17 protein-coding genes are annotated in these 20,184 nt (G+C 63.8%); 11 read left to right on the top strand and 6 right to left on the bottom strand.

Annotated features, from left to right (window positions below; translation table 11 throughout):
- Genes HOY44_RS15885 through HOY44_RS15875 form a run of 3 tightly spaced genes read right to left on the bottom strand, consistent with a single transcriptional unit; the run spans nt 1 to nt 3,757 of the window.
- Nucleotides 1-1,002: an ABC transporter permease gene (locus HOY44_RS15885; protein ID WP_287435967.1), complete on the bottom strand. Its 1,002-nt coding sequence runs from the start codon at nt 1,000-1,002 to the stop codon at nt 1-3.
- Nucleotides 999-2,597: a sugar ABC transporter ATP-binding protein gene (locus tag HOY44_RS15880; RefSeq protein WP_287435965.1), complete on the bottom strand. Its 1,599-nt coding sequence runs from the start codon at nt 2,595-2,597 to the stop codon at nt 999-1,001. The genes HOY44_RS15885 and HOY44_RS15880 overlap by 4 nt, the downstream gene beginning before the upstream one ends.
- A 41-nt stretch (nt 2,598-2,638) precedes the next feature.
- Nucleotides 2,639-3,757 carry a sugar ABC transporter substrate-binding protein gene (locus tag HOY44_RS15875; protein WP_287435963.1) on the bottom strand — a complete coding sequence of 373 codons (1,119 nt, stop codon included), beginning with the start codon at nt 3,755-3,757 and terminating at the stop codon, nt 2,639-2,641.
- A gap of 281 nt (nt 3,758-4,038) precedes the next feature.
- On the opposite strand from HOY44_RS15875, the gene HOY44_RS15870 reads away from it, so the two are divergent.
- Entirely contained in the window at nt 4,039-5,073 is a 1,035-nt protein-coding gene (locus HOY44_RS15870; RefSeq protein ID WP_287435961.1) for a LacI family DNA-binding transcriptional regulator, read from the top strand.
- A gap of 21 nt (nt 5,074-5,094) precedes the next feature.
- Here the strand turns inward: HOY44_RS15870 and HOY44_RS15865 are convergent, their stop codons facing one another.
- A complete protein-coding gene (locus tag HOY44_RS15865) occupies nt 5,095-6,873 on the bottom strand; it encodes a hydantoinase B/oxoprolinase family protein (RefSeq protein WP_287435959.1) in 1,779 nt (592 codons plus the stop codon).
- Between the two features lie 4 nt (nt 6,874-6,877).
- Nucleotides 6,878-8,935: a hydantoinase/oxoprolinase family protein gene (locus HOY44_RS15860; RefSeq protein ID WP_287435957.1), complete on the bottom strand. Its 2,058-nt coding sequence runs from the start codon at nt 8,933-8,935 to the stop codon at nt 6,878-6,880.
- 177 nt (nt 8,936-9,112) lie between these two features.
- Between HOY44_RS15860 and leuC the strand changes: the two genes are divergently transcribed.
- The 7 genes from leuC to HOY44_RS15825 are packed head-to-tail and all read left to right on the top strand — an operon-like array spanning nt 9,113 to nt 15,280.
- Nucleotides 9,113-10,516 (top strand): 3-isopropylmalate dehydratase large subunit, encoded by a 1,404-nt coding sequence (gene leuC / locus HOY44_RS15855; RefSeq protein ID WP_287435955.1) that lies wholly within the window; start codon nt 9,113-9,115, stop codon nt 10,514-10,516.
- A 2-nt stretch (nt 10,517-10,518) separates the two neighbouring features.
- A complete protein-coding gene (gene leuD / locus HOY44_RS15850; RefSeq protein WP_138423386.1) occupies nt 10,519-11,154 on the top strand; it encodes a 3-isopropylmalate dehydratase small subunit in 636 nt (211 codons plus the stop codon).
- Nucleotides 11,154-11,792, top strand: coding sequence for an isochorismatase family protein (locus HOY44_RS15845; RefSeq protein WP_287435953.1), 639 nt, complete (start codon nt 11,154-11,156; stop codon nt 11,790-11,792). The genes leuD and HOY44_RS15845 overlap by 1 nt, the downstream gene beginning before the upstream one ends.
- A complete protein-coding gene (locus HOY44_RS15840) occupies nt 11,789-12,667 on the top strand; it encodes an isocitrate lyase/PEP mutase family protein (protein ID WP_287435951.1) in 879 nt (292 codons plus the stop codon). Before HOY44_RS15845 ends, HOY44_RS15840 begins: the two co-directional genes overlap by 4 nt.
- A gap of 2 nt (nt 12,668-12,669) precedes the next feature.
- Entirely contained in the window at nt 12,670-13,644 is a 975-nt protein-coding gene (locus tag HOY44_RS15835) for a 3-hydroxyacyl-CoA dehydrogenase NAD-binding domain-containing protein (RefSeq protein WP_287435949.1), read from the top strand.
- A gap of 38 nt (nt 13,645-13,682) precedes the next feature.
- The gene (locus HOY44_RS15830; RefSeq protein WP_287437253.1) at nt 13,683-14,843 is read left to right on the top strand and encodes an iron-containing alcohol dehydrogenase; all 1,161 of its coding nucleotides are present in this window, start codon (nt 13,683-13,685) and stop codon (nt 14,841-14,843) included.
- Nucleotides 14,843-15,280, top strand: a complete 438-nt coding sequence (locus HOY44_RS15825) for an acyl-CoA thioesterase (RefSeq protein WP_287435947.1) — start codon at nt 14,843-14,845, stop codon at nt 15,278-15,280. The genes HOY44_RS15830 and HOY44_RS15825 overlap by 1 nt, the downstream gene beginning before the upstream one ends.
- A 161-nt stretch (nt 15,281-15,441) precedes the next feature.
- On the opposite strand, the gene HOY44_RS15820 is transcribed toward HOY44_RS15825, so the two are convergent.
- Nucleotides 15,442-16,665, bottom strand: coding sequence for an ROK family protein (locus HOY44_RS15820; protein ID WP_502710710.1), 1,224 nt, complete (start codon nt 16,663-16,665; stop codon nt 15,442-15,444).
- A gap of 193 nt (nt 16,666-16,858) precedes the next feature.
- Between HOY44_RS15820 and HOY44_RS15815 the strand changes: the two genes are divergently transcribed.
- The 3 genes from HOY44_RS15815 (at nt 16,859) to HOY44_RS15805 (ending at nt 19,896) form a co-directional block, all read left to right on the top strand.
- Nucleotides 16,859-17,896 (top strand): sugar ABC transporter substrate-binding protein, encoded by a 1,038-nt coding sequence (locus tag HOY44_RS15815; protein WP_148912476.1) that lies wholly within the window; start codon nt 16,859-16,861, stop codon nt 17,894-17,896.
- A gap of 108 nt (nt 17,897-18,004) precedes the next feature.
- Nucleotides 18,005-19,087, top strand: a complete 1,083-nt coding sequence (locus HOY44_RS15810) for an ABC transporter permease (protein WP_287435945.1) — start codon at nt 18,005-18,007, stop codon at nt 19,085-19,087.
- The gene (locus tag HOY44_RS15805) at nt 19,063-19,896 is read left to right on the top strand and encodes an ATP-binding cassette domain-containing protein (RefSeq protein WP_008330125.1); all 834 of its coding nucleotides are present in this window, start codon (nt 19,063-19,065) and stop codon (nt 19,894-19,896) included. Before HOY44_RS15810 ends, HOY44_RS15805 begins: the two co-directional genes overlap by 25 nt.
- Nucleotides 19,897-20,184: the final 288 nt, after the last annotated feature.

Raw genomic sequence — 20,184 nt, 5'->3', positions numbered from 1 at the left:
TTAGCCGATGTCAGACGCCTCGCGCCCGCGGGTCAGCTGCGAAATCGTCACGGCGAGGATCAGTGCGCCGCCGTTGAAGACGTTCGTGACCCACAGCGGAATGCCGAACATGGTCAAGCCGGTGATCCCGGTGCCGAGGAAATAGACCGCGACGATGGTGCCCCACGGATTGAAGCGCCCCGGCATGATCGTCGTCGAGCCAAGGAAGGCCGCGGCGAAGGCGGGGAGCAGGTAGTTCAGCCCCGAATACGGGTCGGCGGACCCGAGGACGCCCGCATAGAGCACCCCGGCGAGCGCGGCGACGACGGACGAGGCGACGAGCGCGCCCACGCGCATCTTTTCCACCGGGATGCCGTTCAGCCGCGCCACTTCGCGCCCACGCCCGACGAACAGAAGCCGCCGGCCAAGCGGTGTGAAGTCGAAGACATACCACAGGACGATTGCCGCCGCGAACGCGTAGTAGAAGGCGTAAGGCACGCCGAACAGCCGTCCACCGACCACCCACATGATCAACGCGTTGTCGATGCCGCCGATGGTCGAGGAATTGGTGAACCACTGAACGATGCCCGAGATGAGCGAGGTGCTGCCCAGCGTCACGACCAGAGAGTGAATGCGGAAGTAGACGATGAACAGCGCGTGAAAGAGGCCGACCGCGAGCCCGCCCATAAGGGCGAGAAGGATCGAAAGCTCGATCGACACATCCATCCACGAGTTCAGGACCGCGATCATGCAGGACGACAATGTCATGGTCGCCCCGACGGCGAGGTCATAGTCCCCCGATGTGAGCGGAATGATGATCGCCAGCGCCAGAAGCGCGGCGGGCGCGTAGGAGGCGAACAGGATCGAGAAGTTGCCCCAGCGCAGGAAGGACTCCGGCATGGCGATGGAAAACCCTGCGATCAGCAGAAACCACACGAGGATCAGCGCGTAGCGTTCGAACAGCCGCATGGCGTTCACATTGGACTTCTTGCGTGGCGTTGCGGATTCCGTGGACGTGCTCATGGTGTCCCCTTGTCTTGGCCCGCTGCGTCTTGTGCACGACCCTCGGCCGTGCCCAGCGACGAATAGCAGGCTTGCGTGATGTTGTCCTTGTCGACCTGCGAGCCGGCCAGCTCATCGACGATACAGCCGCGCGCGAAGACGAGCACGCGGTCACACAGCTCGGCGAGCTGTTCGGCATCGGAGCTGGCGCAGATCACGGACATACCCTTGGCGGCGGCCTCTTTCACCGCCTTGAAGATGTTGGCGCGCGTGCCGACATCGACGCCCTGCGTCGGTTCGTCCAGCAACAGAAGCCTCGGCTCGCGTTTCAGCCAACGGGCGATAAGAACCTTCTGAGCGTTCCCGCCAGACAAGTTGCCCAGGTTCAGTTCCGGGTCGTTCGGGCGCACCTCGAATCGTTCTCCGAGCGCCTTCGCCTCGCGCCGCATTTGGCCGTTGCGCAGGAACCCGCCCTGCACGTAACCGCCGATGTCGGGCAGAAGCATGTTCTCGAACACCTTCATGTTGCCGACGCCGCTCTTGGTGTCCCGGTCACCGGGCAGAAGCGCGATGTTTTCGGCGATGGAGGCCGCCGGTGTCATCGTGCGCAGGTCGAAGTGCTTGCCGTCGTCGAGCGTCATCTCGCCCGAATGCGCGGAGTCCGCGCCGAAGACGAGGTAGGGGATCTTGTCGTAGCCCGAGCCGATCAACCCGGTCAGCCCGAGGATCTCGCCCTTCCCGACCGTGATGTCGCAGGTCGGGATACCTGCACCCGACAGGCCCTTCAGCCGGGCCATCGGTTCGAACTTACGGGCGACGTGAACGGGGGGTGCGGCGCTGGCAAGGGAGCGGCCGATAATCATCTCGATCATCTGGTCCCGGCTCGCATCGCGTGTTTCGATTTCGCCCGACACCTTGCCGTCGCGCAGGATGGTCACGCGGTCGGTGATCTCCATCACCTCGTCGATGTCATGCGAGATAAAGGTGACGGCAGAGCCATGATCGGCGATCTGGCGCATAAGCTGGAACAGCCGGTCCACGCCTTCCTTTGGCAGGAACGGCGTGGGTTCGTCCAGCAGGACGAGGCCGGGTTCACCCGTGCGCTCGCATTCTTCGCGGATTTCCTCGAAGGCCCGGATGATCGCGATGAGCGCGCGGTTCACGGCGCTGAGTTCGTCGATCCGGCGCCATTGTTCGACGTCCACATCGTAGCGGTCCAGCGTCTCTTGCGCCGCCGCGCGTTCCTTGCGCCAGTTGATCCGGCGACCCTTGCCGAGCGCGATCTGCGACAGGCGAAGGTTTTCGAGCACCGTAAGCGACGGCACGAGGCCGAGGTTCTGGTGCACGAAACTCATCCCGAGACGGCGGAAGGTCGAAGGGTCCAGCGGCAGCGGAACGTCGCGCCCGTTGAACTGCATCGAACCGCCCGGATCGGGGGCGTGGAACCCCGCCAGAACCTTGATAAGGGTGGACTTTCCGGAGCCGTTGGTCCCCAGAAGCCCATGCACCTCACCCGGCTCGATGGTCAGCGAGACGCCTTCCAGCGCGCGGGTCGCGCGGAATGTCTTGGATATGTTCTCCAGGCGAAGCGTGGGTGGCGTCTGTGTCGACGCCACCCGATCGTTCCGCGCAGAGATCTGCTCGGTTGTCATGGGGATCAGTTCAGGCCCCAGAGCTCACGGAAACCCGACACGTAGGCGTCGCCATAGCCCGTGTCGAACTGCGCGGGCGTGCCTGCCATCTCGGCGTTGCCTTCGTCGAAGATGTAGAACGGCACGTTCAGCTTCTCCGGCACCGGCAGACCGCACAGGTCACGCATGTTGGCATCGACCGTGGCATAGGCGATCCAGTCGAGGCTTTCGCCAATGTCCATCGAAACCGAGCCTTCCTGGATGTAGTCGAGCACGAAGGGCGTGCCGTTGAAGGTCGCGACCTTCACCGAGCCGAGGTTGCCGGTCAGGCGAAGAGCCGGGACGACGAACTGCGACATGGAATCGTAGATCGGCACGATCACGTCGATCTCGGGGTTGGCCTGAAGCGCCGACTGAACCGACGACTGGATCTTGGTGCCCCATTCGGCCACGCCGACGTTGACCTCCTGCACGATTTCGCAATCCGGGCAGTTCTCGGCGAGCACGCTTTCGAACCCGTCGACGAGCGGAATGGTGGGCGGCACTTCACGCGACACGACGAGAAGGACTTTGCCCGCACCGTCCGTGTTCACCGTGACCCAGTTGGCGAGGATCTTGCCGATCTCGTTGAAACCGACGGGAAGCGTCGAGGACAGCAGTTCGTTCGGCGTGTCCGAGGGGTCGTAGAAGTGCGACGTGGTCACTTTTACGCCCGCCTCGTTGGCGGCGGTGATCTGCGGCACGACGGTATCGGGCGAGATGCCCGAAATCAGGTTGATGACGTCGAAACCGTCGCGGATCGCGAAGTCGAAGCCCTGCACCCACTGGCTGGGCTGGCCCTGGTTTTCCCATTCGGCGACTTCGAGCCCGATGTCCTCACCCACCGCTTTCATGCGGTCGATGATCCCCTTGAGGAAGGGGTTGGCGCTGCTGTTCGGGATCGCCAGCATCTTGCGGTCCGCGGCGCATTCGCGAATATCGAAGGGGTCGCCCGGCGCCGTGAAAACCGGCTGTTCGAGGTAAGGCGCGAGGGCCTCCTGAGCGCGTGCGATGCCTTCCGAGGCGTCCTGCGCACTTGCCGCCGTACCGGCGACCGAAAGCGCCAGCGCCGATACCAGGCCCTTGATTGTATTGGAGTGTGTCATGTGTATCTCCCTGTTGCCGTTGATGTGCGTCGCGGTCGTTTTGGTCGACTCGTCGTTGACTTGAATACGCATTCACATCTTTCTCAGAATTCGATTCATTGTCAATCATGCATTCTTGGGTTTCTCCCCGAGCCTTGAATTCGGATGCAGGGATTGCCGCCCGCCAAGGGCCCGTGGCATGGGTGCAGAATATGATCGCCTCGGGGCGTGCAATCCATTAGAGAGTGATCCGCGCTGGCCCCGGTCGGCGCGGTGGTGGACGGAAAAGGTATTTTGTATCGATGGCACGTCTTAAATCACGGGTGACTTCCTTCGACGTGGCCAAACTTGCGGGCGTGTCACAGCCCGCCGTGTCGCGCGCCTTCACGCCCGGTGCGAGCATCACGAAGGAAAAGCGCGACCGCATTCTGGCCGCCGCGAAAGAACTGAACTACGTGCCGAACGTGTTCGCGTCGAGCCTGTCGTCGAAGCGCAGCAACATGGTCGCGGTCATCAGCGGAAACCTGAACAATCCCTTTTATTCCGAGACGTTGCAGGTGTTCGTGGAATCCATCCAGCGCACCCATCGCCAAGTCCTCGCCTTTTCGGTGCAGGACGGGCGCGACAGCGACGACGTGATGATGCAGGCGATGCGCTATCCCATCGACGGGCTGGTCGTCACCTCGGCCCAGATGTCGTCCGAACTCGTGAAACTCAGCGAAGGTCTGGGCATTCCGGTGGTCATGTTCAACCGCCGCGTCGTCGGGTCCGAACTGTCCGGGGTCCAGTGCGACAACTTCGAGGGGAGCGCGGTTCTGGGGCGGCTGATGGCGGCCGCGGGCGCGCGGCGCATCCTTATCGTGCGGGGCGATCCGCAGGGATCGACGAGCATCGACCGGGTGCAAGGGTTCCGGTCCGCCGTGGACGGGGTCGCCGGGGTCGAAATCGAAGAGGTCGACGGTGAATCGAGCTATTCCGGCGCGCGAAACGCCATGATCCGCCGCTTCAACGGGCCGGGTCCGCGCTTCCCCGACGCGATCTTCGCGGTGAACGACATCATGGCGATCGGCTGCGCCGACGCACTGAACGAGAACTTCGGCCTGAAGATACCCGATGACATCATGCTCGCCGGGTTCGACGGGATCCGGGAGGGGCAGCGCGCGCCCTACAGCCTGACGACGGTGCGTCAGCCGGTCGAACGGATGGTCGCGGAAACGCTCGAGCTTTTGAAGGCCGCGCCGGAAAACCTGAAAGGGGCCGAAGCGCAGCGCCGGGTGATCCCCGGCGATCTGATCCCGGGCCACACCGTGCCCGGAATGGGAAGGTGGGCGCGCTAGGCACGCCCACCGCAAAGGGCCTTATTCAGCCGCTTCGTGAACGCCGGGGATGAAGCCGAAATCGAACGGTGCCGGTTCGCCCCGCTCCTTGCGCTGCGACTTGCGCAGAGCCTCGGTCCCGTTCTCGTCCACAGTCAGATCCTCGCCGATGAGCACGCCGTAGTCGCGCTCGGCCTTCTGGCGTGACACGAGCCCGTCGCGCACATCCTTCAGCACCTTCTCGACGGGCCGTTCCAGCGGATCGCCCCAGCCACCGGACCCGGCGGTGATGAAGATGATGCGGTCACCCGGTTCAACCTTGACGCTGTCGGTCTTGGATGGAATGCGCTCGGGCTCATCCTTGCCCGCGCGCACGACCCATTTGCTCGACGTGCCGCCGTGCAGGCCGCCGTTGATGCCCCAGGGCGGCACCACCTCGCGGTCGTCGTGGATCGAGATCGAACCGGAGGCGAGCACGCGATACACCTTTTCGATCCCGGCACCGCCACGGTGAAGACCGGCCCCACCGGCATCCTGCACCGGGCGGTAACGCTCCACGATCACCGGGTAGTAGTTCTCGATGTATTCGATGGGCGTCGCGCTGAAGAGCGGCCACCACGCGTGTCCGTCCAGACCGTCGTCACGCGGACGGCCCGGCACACCGCCGAACAGAAGCTCCATAAGCTGGAAATACTTCCCGTTCTCGTCGGTCCCGGTGAAGATGAAGTGCGGGCTGGTGCCGTAGCCCGCCGCCATCGACAGGTGCGGGGCCTGCTGGCCCAGCGCGCCCGCCTGACAGTCGAAGAACCGCGTGTGCGTGTTCAGGCGGTTCGACAGAGCGGCCGGGAACTTGGGATTGAGAAGGCTGCCTTCGGGAAGTATGATCTCGAACAGGTCGTAGAACCCTTCGTTGAACATGATCTTGGGATCGAAGGCCATAATCATGTAGACGCCGAAGAACAGTTTGCAGAGACCTTCGTGGATGTGGAAGTTGATCGGCCCTTCGGCCTGATCGTCGGTCCCGGTCCAGTCGATGACCGCGACTTCGCCCTTCTTGTAGATCGAAAGGTGCAGCTTGAACGGGCCGTTGCCCACGCCGTCGTCGTCCACGTAGTCGGTGAAGGTCACCGGCTCTTCGGGGATGTATTTCGAGATCAGCACACGCATCGCTTCGCGCGTGCGCGACATCAGCTCGTCACAGGCGGTCAGATAGCTGTCGCGCCCGAAACGGTCGCAGATTTCCTGCACCCGCTTGGCCGCCGTCCGGCACCCGGCGATGAGCGCCATGAGGTCGGCGCGGTTCATGTCGGGCGTCCGGCTGTTGTTCAGCATGATCTGGAGGACGCCCTCGTTGAGCTTGCCGTCCTCGTAGATCTTCACAGGCGGGACGCGCAGCCCCTCTTCCCAGATCGTGTAGGCATCCGCCGGCATCGAACCGGGCACCTTGCCGCCCGTGTCCACCATATGCCCGAAGATCGAGCTGTAGCCGACGTGGTGGCCCTCATGGAAGATCGGCATCATCACGCACCAGTCGTTGTTGTGCGAGATCGAGCCCTTGCAGGCGTAGGGGTCGTTCCAGACGAAGATGTCGCCTTCGTTGATGTTGTTTTTGTACTGCTCCACGATCTCGGGGATGTAGGAGCCGAACTGGCCCACCACCATCTGGCCCGCAGGGTTGCAGATCATCGGGAACTCGTCGTGCTGTTCGCGGATCACCGGAGAAAGCGCAACGCGGGTCACGACGCTGTCCATCTCGAACCGCGCGTTCAGAAGCGCGTTCTCGATCAGGTCGAGTGTAATCGGGTCGAGTTTCTTGGTCATTGGATCATTCTCCCTTGTTGGTGGGCCAGATCATCAGGTTGCCGGTCTCGTCGACCTCGGCATAGTGATCCGGCAGCAGGACGGTCGTGGTATCGTACTGTCGCACGATCGCCGGCCCTTCGATCCGCGCGCCGGTCGCGAGCCGGTCCCGGTCGATATGCGGCGTGTCGATCCATTCGCCGTGGAAATAGGCGGGCTGCGTTTCGATGATCGCTTCGGCCACGTCGGTCGTGCCGTCCTCGGGCATCGTGTATTCCACCGGCGGCGTCGCCCCGGTCGCGACGACACGCAGCGCCACCAGCTCGATCGGCAGGTCGAAGCGCACACCATAAAGACGCTCGTGGGTTTCGTGGAAATCCTTGAGCACGGTGTCCAGCCCGTCCGCCTTGTCGATCATCTCGGACGGAACCGTGATCTCGACCTCGAACCCCTGCTGCTCATAGCGCAGGTCCATGGTGTATTTGAGCCCGCGGTCGGCCTTTTCGACCTCCTGCTCGTCGAGCCATTCCAGCGCCTTGCCGCGAAGGTCGGCGAAATGCTCGAACACCTTGCCGTCGTTCATGCCCGCGACCGAGCCGATCAGGGTCTGCACGAATTCGTTCTTGAACTCGGCTTCGAGGAAGCCCAGCGCCGACAGGACGCCGGGGTTGTGGGGCACGACCACCGGGTAGCAGCCCAACACCTGCGCCATGGCGTTGGCGTGGAGCGGTCCGGCCCCACCGAAGGCGACGATGCCGAAGTCGCGCGGGTCGAGACCGCGCTGCACGGTGATGACGCGCAAGGCCCCCAGCATCACTTCGTTCGCGATGTCGAGAATGCCCTGCGCCGCGTCTTCCGGCGACAGGCCGATGCTCTTGCCGATGCTGGCGACCGCTTCGCGCGCGCCGTCGACGTCCAGCGTCATGTCACCGCCCAGAAGGCGCGAGGGAAGGTAGCCCAGGATCACGTTCGCGTCGGAAACGGTCGGCTCGGTGCCACCGCGCCCGTAGGCGACCGGGCCGGGCATCGCGCCCGCGCTGCGCGGACCCACGCGAAGCGAGGTGGTCAGTTCGGACACCTCGGCGATCGAGCCGCCGCCTGCGCCCACGCTGCGCACGTCCAGCGTCGGCACCTTGGCCGGGAAATAGCCCACGTCGGTCGACCGCGAGATCATCGGATTTCCGTCGATGATGACCGACACATCGGTCGATGTGCCGCCCATGTCGAACGCGAGGAGCTTGTTGATCCCCGTGCGCCGCGCGGTCATCGCGGTGGCGGTGACGCCCCCTGCCGGACCGGACAGCACGGTGTGGACGGGCCGTTGCGCAGCGGCCTCGGCGCTCATCAACCCGCCGTCCGAGCGCACGATATGCAGGCGGCTTTCGACCCCGACCTCTTTCAGGCGCTGTTCGATGCGCGACAGGTAGCGCGTCATGATCGGGCGCACATAGTCGTTCATGACCGTCGTGATCGCGCGGTCGTATTCGCGGAATTCCGGCAGAATGTCGGAGGACAGCGAAACCGTCATGTCGGGGAAACGCTCCTGCACAAGCTCGCGCAACCGCCGTTCGTGCGCGGGGTTGGCGTAGGAGTGCATGAGCGAGATCGTCAAAGCCTCGATGCCGGAGCCGCAGAGGTCGTCGATCAATTCGATCGCCTTCGCCTCGTCGAGTTCGCGCACCACGTTGCCGCGCGCGTCGACCCGTTCGGGGATACCCCGTGTGTCCTTCAGTGCGGCGAGCGGATCGGGCTTGTCCATCACGATCCAGCCGAACAGCGGACCAGGCGTCCACGATTTCGCAAGGTGCAGGGTGTGCTCGAACCCTTCGGTCACCAGCAGGCCGACACGGGCCCCCTTGCCTTCGAGCACGGCGTTGGTGGCGACCGTCGTCCCATGCAGGACGAGCGAGATGTCCGACGGCTTCACGCCCGCCTTTTCGCAGATCAGGCGCACCCCTTCGGCGACGCCGATCGACTGGTCCTGCGGCGTCGAGGGCGTTTTCGCCCGGTACGTTTTGTTCGCCGCGTCATCTTGAAGTAGCAGGTCGGTAAACGTACCGCCCACATCGACTCCGAGCCTCATGATGCTCTCCCTGTTGCTGTTTACGCCTACTTGATTCAGTGAGGCAGCTTTTCTGTTGAATGCGTATTCATGAAATAGTAAGGTCCACCCAAGATCAAGGAAAAAAGTGGTGGCGCCCCCTGTCGCGAAACTGCCGGGAGGGAACCGTAAGCCATTGCCTTTGAGGAGAAAAACGTAATGTGCCCTCGCACCCTTTATCAGAAGATATGGGATCAGCACGTGGTGACCGATTACGGCAACGACGAAGCCCTCCTGTATGTCGACCGGCACCTCGTTCAGGAGGTGTCCAGCCCGCAGGCTTTCGCCACCATCGAGAAGCAGGGGCGCAAGGTGCGCAGACCCGAAGCCCATGTCGCCGTGGCCGACCACGCGGTCCCGACAAAGCGAGACGGCCGCCGGTTCGCGGACGAACTGGCTCAGGCGCAGGTCGACCGGCTGAAGCAGAACGCCAAGCGCCACGATATCACCTATCTCCCTATGGAAGGTGACCGGCACGGAATCGTCCACGTGATCGGCCCGGAACTCGGCTTCACCCTGCCCGGATCGGTCCTCGTCTGCGGTGACAGTCACACCAGCACCCATGGTGCCTTCGGCTGCATCGCGTTCGGCATCGGGGCGAGCGAATGCGCCACCGTCTTTGCGGCCCAGAGCCTGCGCCAGCGCCGGCAGAAAACCATGCGCGTCAACCTCGAAGGCGGCCTGCCGACGGGGGTGACCGTGAAGGACGTGATTCTCGCCCTCATCGCCAAGATCGGCACGGGGGGCGGTGTGGGCTATGCCATCGAATACGCAGGCTCGACCGTGCGCGACCTGTCGATGGAATCCCGCATGACGCTGTGCAACATGTCCATCGAAGCGGGCAGCCGCGTCGGCATGGTCGCGCCCGACGAAAAGACCATCGCCTATCTCAAGGACCGCCCGCTCGCCCCGAAGGCCGAGCTTTGGGATGCCGCCGTGACCAGTTGGATGTCGCTGCGCAGCGACGAGGACGCCGTTTTCGACCGTGAGATCACGTTCGACACCTCGACGCTCGAACCGCAGGTGTCCTGGGGCACGACGCCTGAGCACACCCTGCCGGTCAACGGCGTGGTGCCGGACCCCGAGACGCTTCAGGACGACGGCAAACGCGAAAAGATGCGCAAGACGCTTGAATACATGGGGCTCACCCCCGGAACGCGGCTGTCCGACGTGGCCATCGACACGGTGTTCATCGGCTCCTGCACCAATGGCCGGATCGAAGATCTGCGCGCCGCGGCGAAGGTTCTGACCGACCGCAAGGTTTCGCCGGGCATTCGTGCCATCGCGGTGCCGGGGTCGGCATCGGTCAAGGCCATCGCCGAAGCCGAAGGGCTGGACCGCGTTTTCCTCGCGGCGGGCTTCGAATGGCGCGATGCCGGCTGTTCCATGTGCGTGGGCATGAACGACGACCGCCTGTCCAAGGGAGAGCGGAGCGCGTCCACGTCGAACCGGAACTTCGAGGGGCGGCAGGGGATCGGCGGGCGCACCCACCTGATGAGCCCGCAGATGGCCGCCGCCGCGGCGATTGCCGGGCATATCACCGACGTGAGGGACTATCTGTAACGATGGAAAAACTGACGAAACTGCGAAGCGTCGCCGCCCCGCTGATGGAAGATGCGATCGACACCGACGTGATTTTCCCGGCGCGGTTCCTGCTGTTGCTCGAACGCGACGGGCTTGGGCGGTATGCGTTCAACGAACGGCGCGGTGGAAACGAACCCTTCGTTCTCGACCAGCCGCCCTATGACAAGGCCCAGATCCTCGTCACCGGCGAAACCTTCGGCACCGGGTCGAGCCGCGAACAGGCGGTCTGGGCGCTTGCCGACCTCGGCATCCGCTGCGTGATCGCGCGCAGCTTCGGCGAGATCTTCCATGCGAACTGCTTCAAGAACGGTGTGCTGCCGATCCGCCTTCAGGGCGAGGACATGGCGCGCATGGAAAAGGCCGCGCGAGCCGGTGAAGAGGTCGAAGTCGACCTGCCTTCGCAGACGATCCGGGTGGGCGACACGGCCATCGCCTTCGAGATCGAAGCGAACCGCAAGCGCGCGCTGATGGCCGGTCTGGACGAGATCGGGGCGATCCTGACGGACGACGCCGAAGCCCTCGCGGCCTACGAAGAACGCCGCGCGCGGGAGACGCCCTGGCTCGTCCTCGCGCCCGAGCAATTCGGACAGATCAAATCGGAAGAGGACGCAGCCTGATGAGCACGGAATCGGACCTCGTCGAAAACTACAAACGCGCCTACGGCAACCGGATCGGCTTCGGGCGGAGGCCCGCGCTCATCTTCATCGATTTCGTCGAAGGCTACTTCAACGAAGCCTGCGAGCTTTATGCCGATGTGGACGATGCGCTCGCCTCTGCCCTGCGCATTCGCGAAGTCGCGCGGCAAAAGGGCGTTCCGGTGATCTATACCAATGTCGTCTATCAGGCCGGAGGCAAGGACGGGGGGCGGTTCTTCCAAAAGGCCCTACCCCTGCGCAACTTCATCCAGGGCAACCCGATGGGCGACTGGCCCAAGGGGCTGGAGGTCGGTAAAGGCGAGCTGGTCATTTCCAAGCAATACCCGAGCGCCTTCTTCGGCACCTCGCTCGCCTCGACGCTCGCGTCCTGGGGCGTGGACACGCTGATCCACACGGGCGTCACGACCAGCGGTTGCGTGCGCGCCACCTGTATCGACAGTTGTTCGCACGGCTTCATCCCGATCATCCCGCGCGAGGCCGTTGGCGACCGGCACGAAGCCCCGCACGAAGCCAATCTTTTCGATATGGACGCGAAATACGGCGACGTCGTTTCGGAAAGCGACGTCATCGACTATCTCAACACGTTGGAGCAAGAATGACCCGACCCAGCCTGAAAGCCGTGCTGGAGCGCGGCGAATTCGTTGTGGCCCCCGGCATCCACGACATGATCACCGCCGTCGTAAGCAACAAGGTCGGCTTCGATTTCGTCTATTCCTCCGGGTTCTGGGGCACCGCGTCCCAGCAAGGTATCCCCGACGCCGGGATCGCGACCTACACCGACATGGTGGGCCGCGTGGAAACGCTGTGCCGCACCGTGAAGGCGGGCGTGATCGCGGATGCCGACACCGGCTATGGCGGTCTTCTGAACGTCGACCACACCGTCCGCGGGTACGAGGCTGCGGGTGCCGTGGGCATTCAGCTTGAAGACCAGGAATTTCCCAAGAAATGCGGGCATACGCCCTATAAGCGCGTGGTGCCGACGCAGGACATGGTCAACAAGATCAAGGTCGCCTGCGAGGCGCGTCAGTCGCCCAAGACGTTAATCATCGCGCGCACCGATGCCCGCGCCGTAGAAGGGTTCCAAGGGGCCATCGACCGGGGTCTGGCCTACCGCGATGCCGGCGCCGACGTCGTCTTTGTCGAGGCGCTTGAGAGTGAGGACGAAATGCGCCGCTCGAACGAGTTGATCGACGCGCCGACCATGGCCAACATGGCCGATGGCGGCAAGACGCCGATCCTGACCGCCGAGGCGCTTGAGAACATGGGGTACAACCTCGCCATCTTCCCCTCGCTCACCGGCCTCGCCGCCGCAGCGGCGGCCGAACGTGCGCTGAATGTGCTGAAGACCGAAGGCACCTCGAACTCCCCCAACATCGAGTTGTTCGACTTTTCCGAGTTCAACCAGTTGATCGGCTTCCAACGCATCTGGGACTTCGAAGCGAAGTGGTCCGAGATCGACGATTCGGCGAGCTGAACATGGCACGGGTCGTCTGCATCGGCGTAGGAACGGTCGGATGCGGCTGGGCCACGGTGTTCGCCCGCGCGGGCCACGAGGTCGTCCTCTACGACGCTGACGCCGACACCATCGCCGCCCGCGCCCTGCCCCGGATCGAGGCGACGCTCGAACAACTCGGCCGCGAGATGCCGACGGGCGAGGCACCTGCCGTCATCCGTGCGCGCATCCGTGTGGCCGGGTCGTTGGACGAGGCTCTGTCCGGCGCCGAGGTCGTGCAGGAAAGCGTACGCGAAGACCTTTCCATCAAGCGTGCACTCTTCGACGAGATCGGCGCGGCTGCGCCCGACGACTGCCTGCTCCTCTCGTCGACATCGGCCCTGCCGGGGTCGCAATTCCTCAGCCACATCCCGCATCCCGAGCGCGCGCTTGTCGGTCACCCGGTCAATCCGCCATCGCACATCCCACTGGTCGAACTTTGTGCCACGCCACTGACGGCGCCCGAAACCGTGGAGCGGGCGCGCCGGTTCTATACCGAGGCGGGCATGGAACCGATCACGGTAAATAAGGAAATCGACGGGTTCATCCTCAATCGCCTGCAATACACGCTGGTCGCCGAGGCGATGCATCTGGTGGGCGAAGGGTATTGCAGCGCGGCCGACATCGACCGGGTGATGACCAGCGGGCTCGCACTTCGCTGGGCCTCGATCGGGCCGTTCATGACGGCCCATCTCAATGCCCACGAAGGGTTTGCCGGCTTCGTCGGTCAGCTTGAAGGGATGATGAAGAAAATGGGCGCGGACGCCCGCACCGACTACGACTGGGGGCCTGACCTCGTCGCGAAGATAAACGACGAAATGACCCGCCGACAGCCGGTGGGCACGATCCCCGACGCCCAAAGCTGGCGCGACCGGCGCATCCTAGCGACGCGGCGATTGCAGTCGGGGGACACGGCCCCCGGCGCAAAGGGGGATGGCACCGCGCCCGACCGCGGATAAAAAGACCCGGATCGCACCGGGATGGAGGGAGGACCATGATCGCACCGTTCACGTTCAACACGACGAAATCCGTCGTCTTCCGGCCCGGCGCGGCGGCGGGCATGGGCGAACTCGCCAAGCCGACCGTGGGCGAGCGTTGCCTGTTCGTCACTGACCCCGGCCTGCGCAAGCTCGGACTGTGCGACCCCGCTTTGGCCGACCTCGAAGACGCTGGGGTGGCGGTCACGGTTTTCGACCGGGTCGAGGCCGACCCCAGCCTCGCCACGCTGATGGCCGCGACCGAGGCGGGACGTGCAGCGGACGCAACCGGCGTGATCGGGTTCGGGGGCGGCTCGTCGCTTGACGTGGCCAAACTCGCCGCGCTTCTCCTTGGCTCCGGCGAAGACCTCGACGCGGCATGGGGCGTCGCGAACGCCAAGGGACCGCGCCTTCCCCTGGTGCTCGTTCCCACGACCGCCGGGACCGGGTCCGAAGTGACGCCGGTGTCGATCATCACGGTCGGCGAAGAGGAAAAGCGGGGCGTCTCCTCCCCCGTGATCCTGCCCGACGTCGCGGTTCTGGACGCCGAACTGACCCTTGGCCTGCCGCCCGCGATCACCGCCGCCACCGGCGTCGACGCGATGGTGCACGCGATTGAAGCCTATGCCTCCAAGAGCGCCAACAACAATCCGGTGTCAAAGCTCCTCGCCCGTGAAGCACTTCGGCTGCTTGGCGCGAACATCGAAACCGCCGTGATGGACGGAACCGACATCGATGCACGCGGCGCGATGCTGCTGGGTTCGATGCTGGCCGGTCAGGCCTTTGCCAATTCGCCCGTGGCCGCCGTCCACGCGCTCGCCTATCCGATCGGCGGGACATTCCACGTGCCCCACGGCCTGTCGAACGCGCTGGTCCTGCCCCATGTCCTTCGCTTCAACGCGCCGGTCGCGGCGGACCTTTATGCCGAAATCGCCTACGATGCCTTTCCGCATCTCGAACGCAGCAACGACGCCGATCGCCTGTGCACCGTCTTCATCGACGAACTTGCCGGGCTGTCGTCGAAACTGGGCATGGAAACGCGCCTGCGCGACGTCGGCATTCCCGAAACCGCGCTTGAGAAAATGGCCGCGGATTCGATGCTCCAGCAGCGTCTGCTCGTCAACAACCCCCGCGATGTGAGCGAGGCCGACGCGCTGGCCATCTACCGCGAGGCGTGGTGATGGCCGACCGCCCGGCGCCCTCGACGCGCGAGGATTATCCGACATTCCGCGCGCTTCAGACGCGCTGGCGCGACGGCGACGTATACGGCCACGTCAACAACGTCGTGCATTACGAGCTGTTCGACACGGTGGTCAACGGCTGGATGATGGAGCACGGCGTGCTCGATCCGAAGTCGGGCAAGACCATCGGACTCGTGGTGGAAAGCGGATGCCGCTATTCCGGCGAGATCGTTTTCCCCGACACCGTGACCGCCGGGTTGAAGGTCACGCATGTCGGCCGCAGTTCGGTGCGCTACGAGATCGGGCTGTTTAGAAACGACGATCAAGCGACCTCCGCCGAAGGTTACTTCGTGCATGTCTGCGTCAACGCAGAAAGCCGCCGACCGGTCGCCCTGCCCAACGACCTTCGCACCGCGTTGGCAACCCTCGCGACCTAGGCCGACCCTTCCGGTGCGATTGTTTGTGCGGGTCCGGCCTTTGTGTGTGGTTGCTCAAGGTCATCAATGACGAGCCACACGCGTCTCGAGTCCCTCCACCGCAGCGCGGACGCGGCTAGCCACCGCACACAACAACGAAACCAACCACTCCACACGCCAATTCAACGCATCAGGAACGCATCCTTATCTACGAGGAATCGCTCGGACAGCGGCAAACTGGCCGCGCCGAGGGACCGTGCATCGCTACCGATCGTACCTGAACGGACATCCGGCGTCGCGATGCCGGCGAGGTTGGCGGTTGCGACACGATCATGTGTGCGTTTCACGATCTCCGCCCGGATGTCGTCTGGCAGCCAACCATCGATCATCGCCTGTGGAAAATCGATCAGACAGACTGCGGAGAGAATGGCGTAGGCAAGCCCCTCGCACGCCTCGTCCATCCAGCGATCGAGGATGGCGTCCGGCACGGACCAGCTTTTCGGGTTCTCCCAGATCATGTCTCCGTTTCCGCCGACCGCGATAAGTGCGTTTTCCAAGGATGCGAGCGAGGCGACATCAACCAGCTGCCGGGTTGGGGAACCACTCATCCCGAGCGGGATCGACCCAAGTGCGGCAGCGTTCCCTGTCCGTCCGGTATAAAGCGCATTGTCCACGACCAGCCCGCCGCCGACGAAGAACCCGATGAAGAAATAAAGAAAGTCGCTGGGCCGGTCCTTTTCGCCAAAGACCAACTCGGCGCCGCAAGCCGCCGACGCGTCGTTCTTGAGGTAGACGGGGAAATCCCAGTTTTCCGCGATTTCGCGCGCGACGTCGCGGTCGCGCCATTCCGCCAGCTCTCCCGGTTTCACACCAAGCGGCTTGGCCCAGTCCCAAAGCTGAAAAGGGATCGCGATGCCCAGACCGGACACGCGGGCGCGCTGAGGTGCGGTCAACTGGCCCAGAAGCTGGTCGATGGCACTGTTGGCGAACCGCACGACGCCCTCGGGGGTCGGGAATTTGTGGGTGATATGCACCCGGCCTTCGACACGCCCCACGAAATCGATGAGAACGAGGTCGAGGCTTCTTCGCCCGACCTTCAGGCCGAGGAAATATGCACCGTCCGCGGCGAGGGCCATCGGCACCGAGGGCTGCCCCACCTTGCCACGCTGCGGCTCTCCGCGCGTGAGCAGACCGTCCCTTTCGAGCGCGCGCATAATCACCGAAACCGTCTGCGCCGACAGCCCGGTCGTGCGCGCGATGTCGGCTTTGGCAAGGGGGCCGCGCTGGCGCAGGAGCGTCAGCACGAGGCGCTCATTATGGGCACGCATCCCGCTTTGGTTGGAGCCGCGCACAGCCGCGGTCAGCACACCCGCTCCGACCTGCCCGTCATCAACGCCTTGATTAATTGCGCTTTTACTCATTCCGCTCCGCGCGCCTCCCACACGAACTGGCGCCAAAGGTCGGAAATCGGGACGGTCCTGTCAATAGTAAATCAGATTGATTTATTTATTGACAGATCGCCCAGAATCACTGCCTTTTGCGAATTGTGGGGTCGGTCTTTCGGCTCTGGTATTCACTTTGACTTCTGGGAGGATGGTCATGAAATCCGCATTCACGCACACCCTGAAACTCGCGTCGGCCGCGTCGGCGCTGGCTCTGATCACGGGCGCCGCGCAGGCCGCTTCGCATGAGCCGGTCGGCGCTTGCCTCATCACCAAGACGGACACCAACCCGTTCTTCGTGAAGATGAAAGAAGGCGCTCTGAAAGGCGCCGAGGAGAATGGGATCGAGCTTCAGACCTTCGCCGGCAAGATCGACGGCGACGTCGAAACGCAGGTCGCTGCGGTCGAAACCTGCATCGCCTCCGGCGCGAAAGGCATCCTGATCACCCCGTCCGACAGCCGCGCCCTTGCGCCGGTGATCGGTCAGGCCCGCGACGCCGGCCTTCTGGTGATCGCGCTCGACACCCCGTTCGAGCCCGCAGATGTGGCCGACGCCACCTTCGCCACCGACAACTTCAAGGCCGGTGAGTTGATCGGCCAGTGGGCCGCCGCCACCATCGACGACCCGGCGAACGCGCGGATCGCGCTGCTCGACCTGAACCCGTCGGAAGTCTCGGTCGACTACCTGCGCGACGGCGGTTTTCTTCAGGGCTTCGGCATCGACATCAAGGACCCGACCGACATCGGTGACGAGGATGACGACCGGATCATCGGCCACGACGTGACCAACGGCAACGCCGACGGTGGCCGCACAGCGATGGAAAACCTGATGCAGATCGATCCGAGCGTGAACGTGGTCTACACGATCAACGAACCCGCCGCTGCCGGTGCCTATGAGGCGCTCAAATCCGCAGGTCTCGAAGATCAGGCCTTGATTGTTTCGGTCGACGGCGGCTGCCCCGGCGTGCGCGATGTCGCCGCTGGCGTGATCGGCGCGACCTCGATGCAGTTCCCGCTGCTCATGGCGTCCAAGGGTATCGAAGCGATCGCCGCCTTCGCCGCCGACGGCTCCAAGCCCGAGAACAGCGAAGGGCTGGATTTCTTCAACACGGGCGTCCAGCTCGTGACCGACCAGCCGGTGGACGGCATCGAGTCGATCACGTCCGAAGAGGCGCTGGAACTCTGCTGGGGCTAACCCACTGACACGGGGGGCGGCTGGATCGCCCCCCGACCTACATTCCCGAAATTACCACCTGTTTCGCCGGTCCCCGTGTTACCATTCGGGACCGCAGGGAGGATACGCATGGCCGATGTTCAGAAGAGCACCCGGAACCGACAGGATTTCGAAAACACGCTGGACAGCAGCGACGCGAACGTCGCGTCCTTCGTGTACGAGCGAAAGGGCTTCGTCGCCAAGGCGCAGCATTTCCTGCACGGCAACCCCACGATGGTCCCCGTAATCGTACTGGTCGCCAGCGTCATCATCTTCGGCCTGATCGCGGGCGAGCGGTTCTTTTCGCCCTTCAACCTGTCGCTGATCCTTCAGCAGGTTTCGATCATCGGTATCCTCGCCGCTGCGCAAAGCCTTGTCATCCTGACGGCGGGGATCGACCTGTCCGTAGCCGCGATCATGGTTCTGATGTCGGTCATCTCCGGCAAACTGGCGGTCGAGCTTGGCGTGCCTGCGCCGCTCGCGCTGCTGATCGGTTTCGGCGGCGGGATCGGGGCCGGGCTGCTGAACGGGTTTCTCGTCACCAAGATCAAGCTACCACCGTTCATCACGACGCTGGGGACGTGGAACATCTTCTACGCGCTGATGCTCTGGTTGTCCGGCGCACAGTCGATCCGGGGCGAGGATATCGACAACACCGCGCCGCTTCTCAAGATTTTCGGTCAGGCCATTTCGGTCGGTTCCGCCCGCATCACCTTCGGGTCGATCTTGATGGTGATCGTTTTCGCGGCGCTCTGGTATCTGTTGAACAAGACCGCCTGGGGCCGCCATGTCTATGCCATCGGTGACGACAAGGAAGCCGCGGAACTTGCCGGCATACGCACCGACCGCACTCTGATTTCGGTCTATGCGCTGGCCGGACTTGTCGCCGCCATCGGGGCTTGGGCTTCCATCGGTCGGGTCGGGTCAATCTCGCCCACTTCGTTCTACGAAGGCAACCTGCAATCCATCACCGCCGTCGTGATCGGGGGCATCTCGCTCTTCGGTGGCCGGGGTTCGATCCTCGGGGCGCTGTTCGGCGCGCTGATCGTGGGCGTGTTCCAGTCGGGCCTGCGTCTCGCACAGGTGGACGTGCTCTGGCAGGTCTTCGCCATCGGCTGGCTCATCATCATCGCGGTCGCCATCGACCAATGGATCAGAAAGGTTTCGAGCTGATGTCCGATACCACGCAAACCATCGAACCCATCGTCAAGGGACGCGGCATCGTCAAACGCTACGGGCGCGTGACCGCCATCGACCACTCCGATTTCGACTTGTATCCGGGCGAGATTCTGGCGGTCATCGGGGACAACGGCGCGGGCAAGTCGTCGATCGTCAAGGCGATCTGCGGGGCGGTGCAACCCGATGATGGCGAGATCGTCATCGACGGGGAAAAGGTCCACTTCTCATCGCCCATCGAGGCGCGCGACAAGGGGATCGAGATCGTTTACCAGAACCTCGCCCTGTCGCCCGCCCTGTCCATCGCGGACAACATGTTCGTCGGGCGCGAGATCCGCAAACCCGGCATCATGGGCAGCTGGTTCAAGATGCTCGACAAGCCGGAAATGCAGCGCATCGCCCGTGAGAAGCTGACAGAGTTGGGCCTCATGACGGTGCAGTCGATCAATCAGGCGGTCGAAACCCTTTCCGGCGGCCAGCGTCAGGGCGTCGCCGTGGCCCGCGCCGCGGCCTTCGCGAAGAAGTTCATCATCATGGACGAACCCACCGCCGCCTTGGGCGTCAAGGAAAGCCGGCGGGTGCTGGAGCTGATCAAGGACGTGCGCTCGCGCGGGATACCCATCGTGCTCATCAGCCACAACATGCCGCATGTGTTCGAGGTGGCGGACCGCATCCACATCCACCGGCTCGGCAAGCGGCACGCAGTGATCGATCCCGAGAACTACTCGATGTCCGACGCCGTGGCGATCATGACCGGAGCGATGGAGCCGCCGCCCATCGAGCAGCAGCAGCTGTCGCCAAAGTGATCAGCTGATTGGTGAAGTTGCCGAGCAACGTTGCTTCTTATGGGGCGCGATAGGCTGGGTTGGACGGAAGGAACTGGCGGTAGAGCGGCATGGGCGGGGTCCGGCGAGGTGGAGCACGCGGAGCGCCAAGCCACGCAAGTAGCTTAGGGAATTCACCACCACCCCACGGGGGCGAGACGCGGGCGCGTGGCAAAGCATTCGCCTTTGCTGAACAATAAGGCATCCGCAAATGCTGGCTTGTTCAAATGGATGGGTCCCACAGCGTCGTGAGTTTCTGTCAAGCTTCAG

The organism is Maritimibacter sp. (assembly GCF_016774595.1).
Classification (GTDB): domain Bacteria; phylum Pseudomonadota; class Alphaproteobacteria; order Rhodobacterales; family Rhodobacteraceae; genus Maritimibacter; species Maritimibacter alkaliphilus.
Note: the sequence above shows the minus strand (reverse complement) of the source record. Positions and strands in the feature narration are given on the sequence as shown.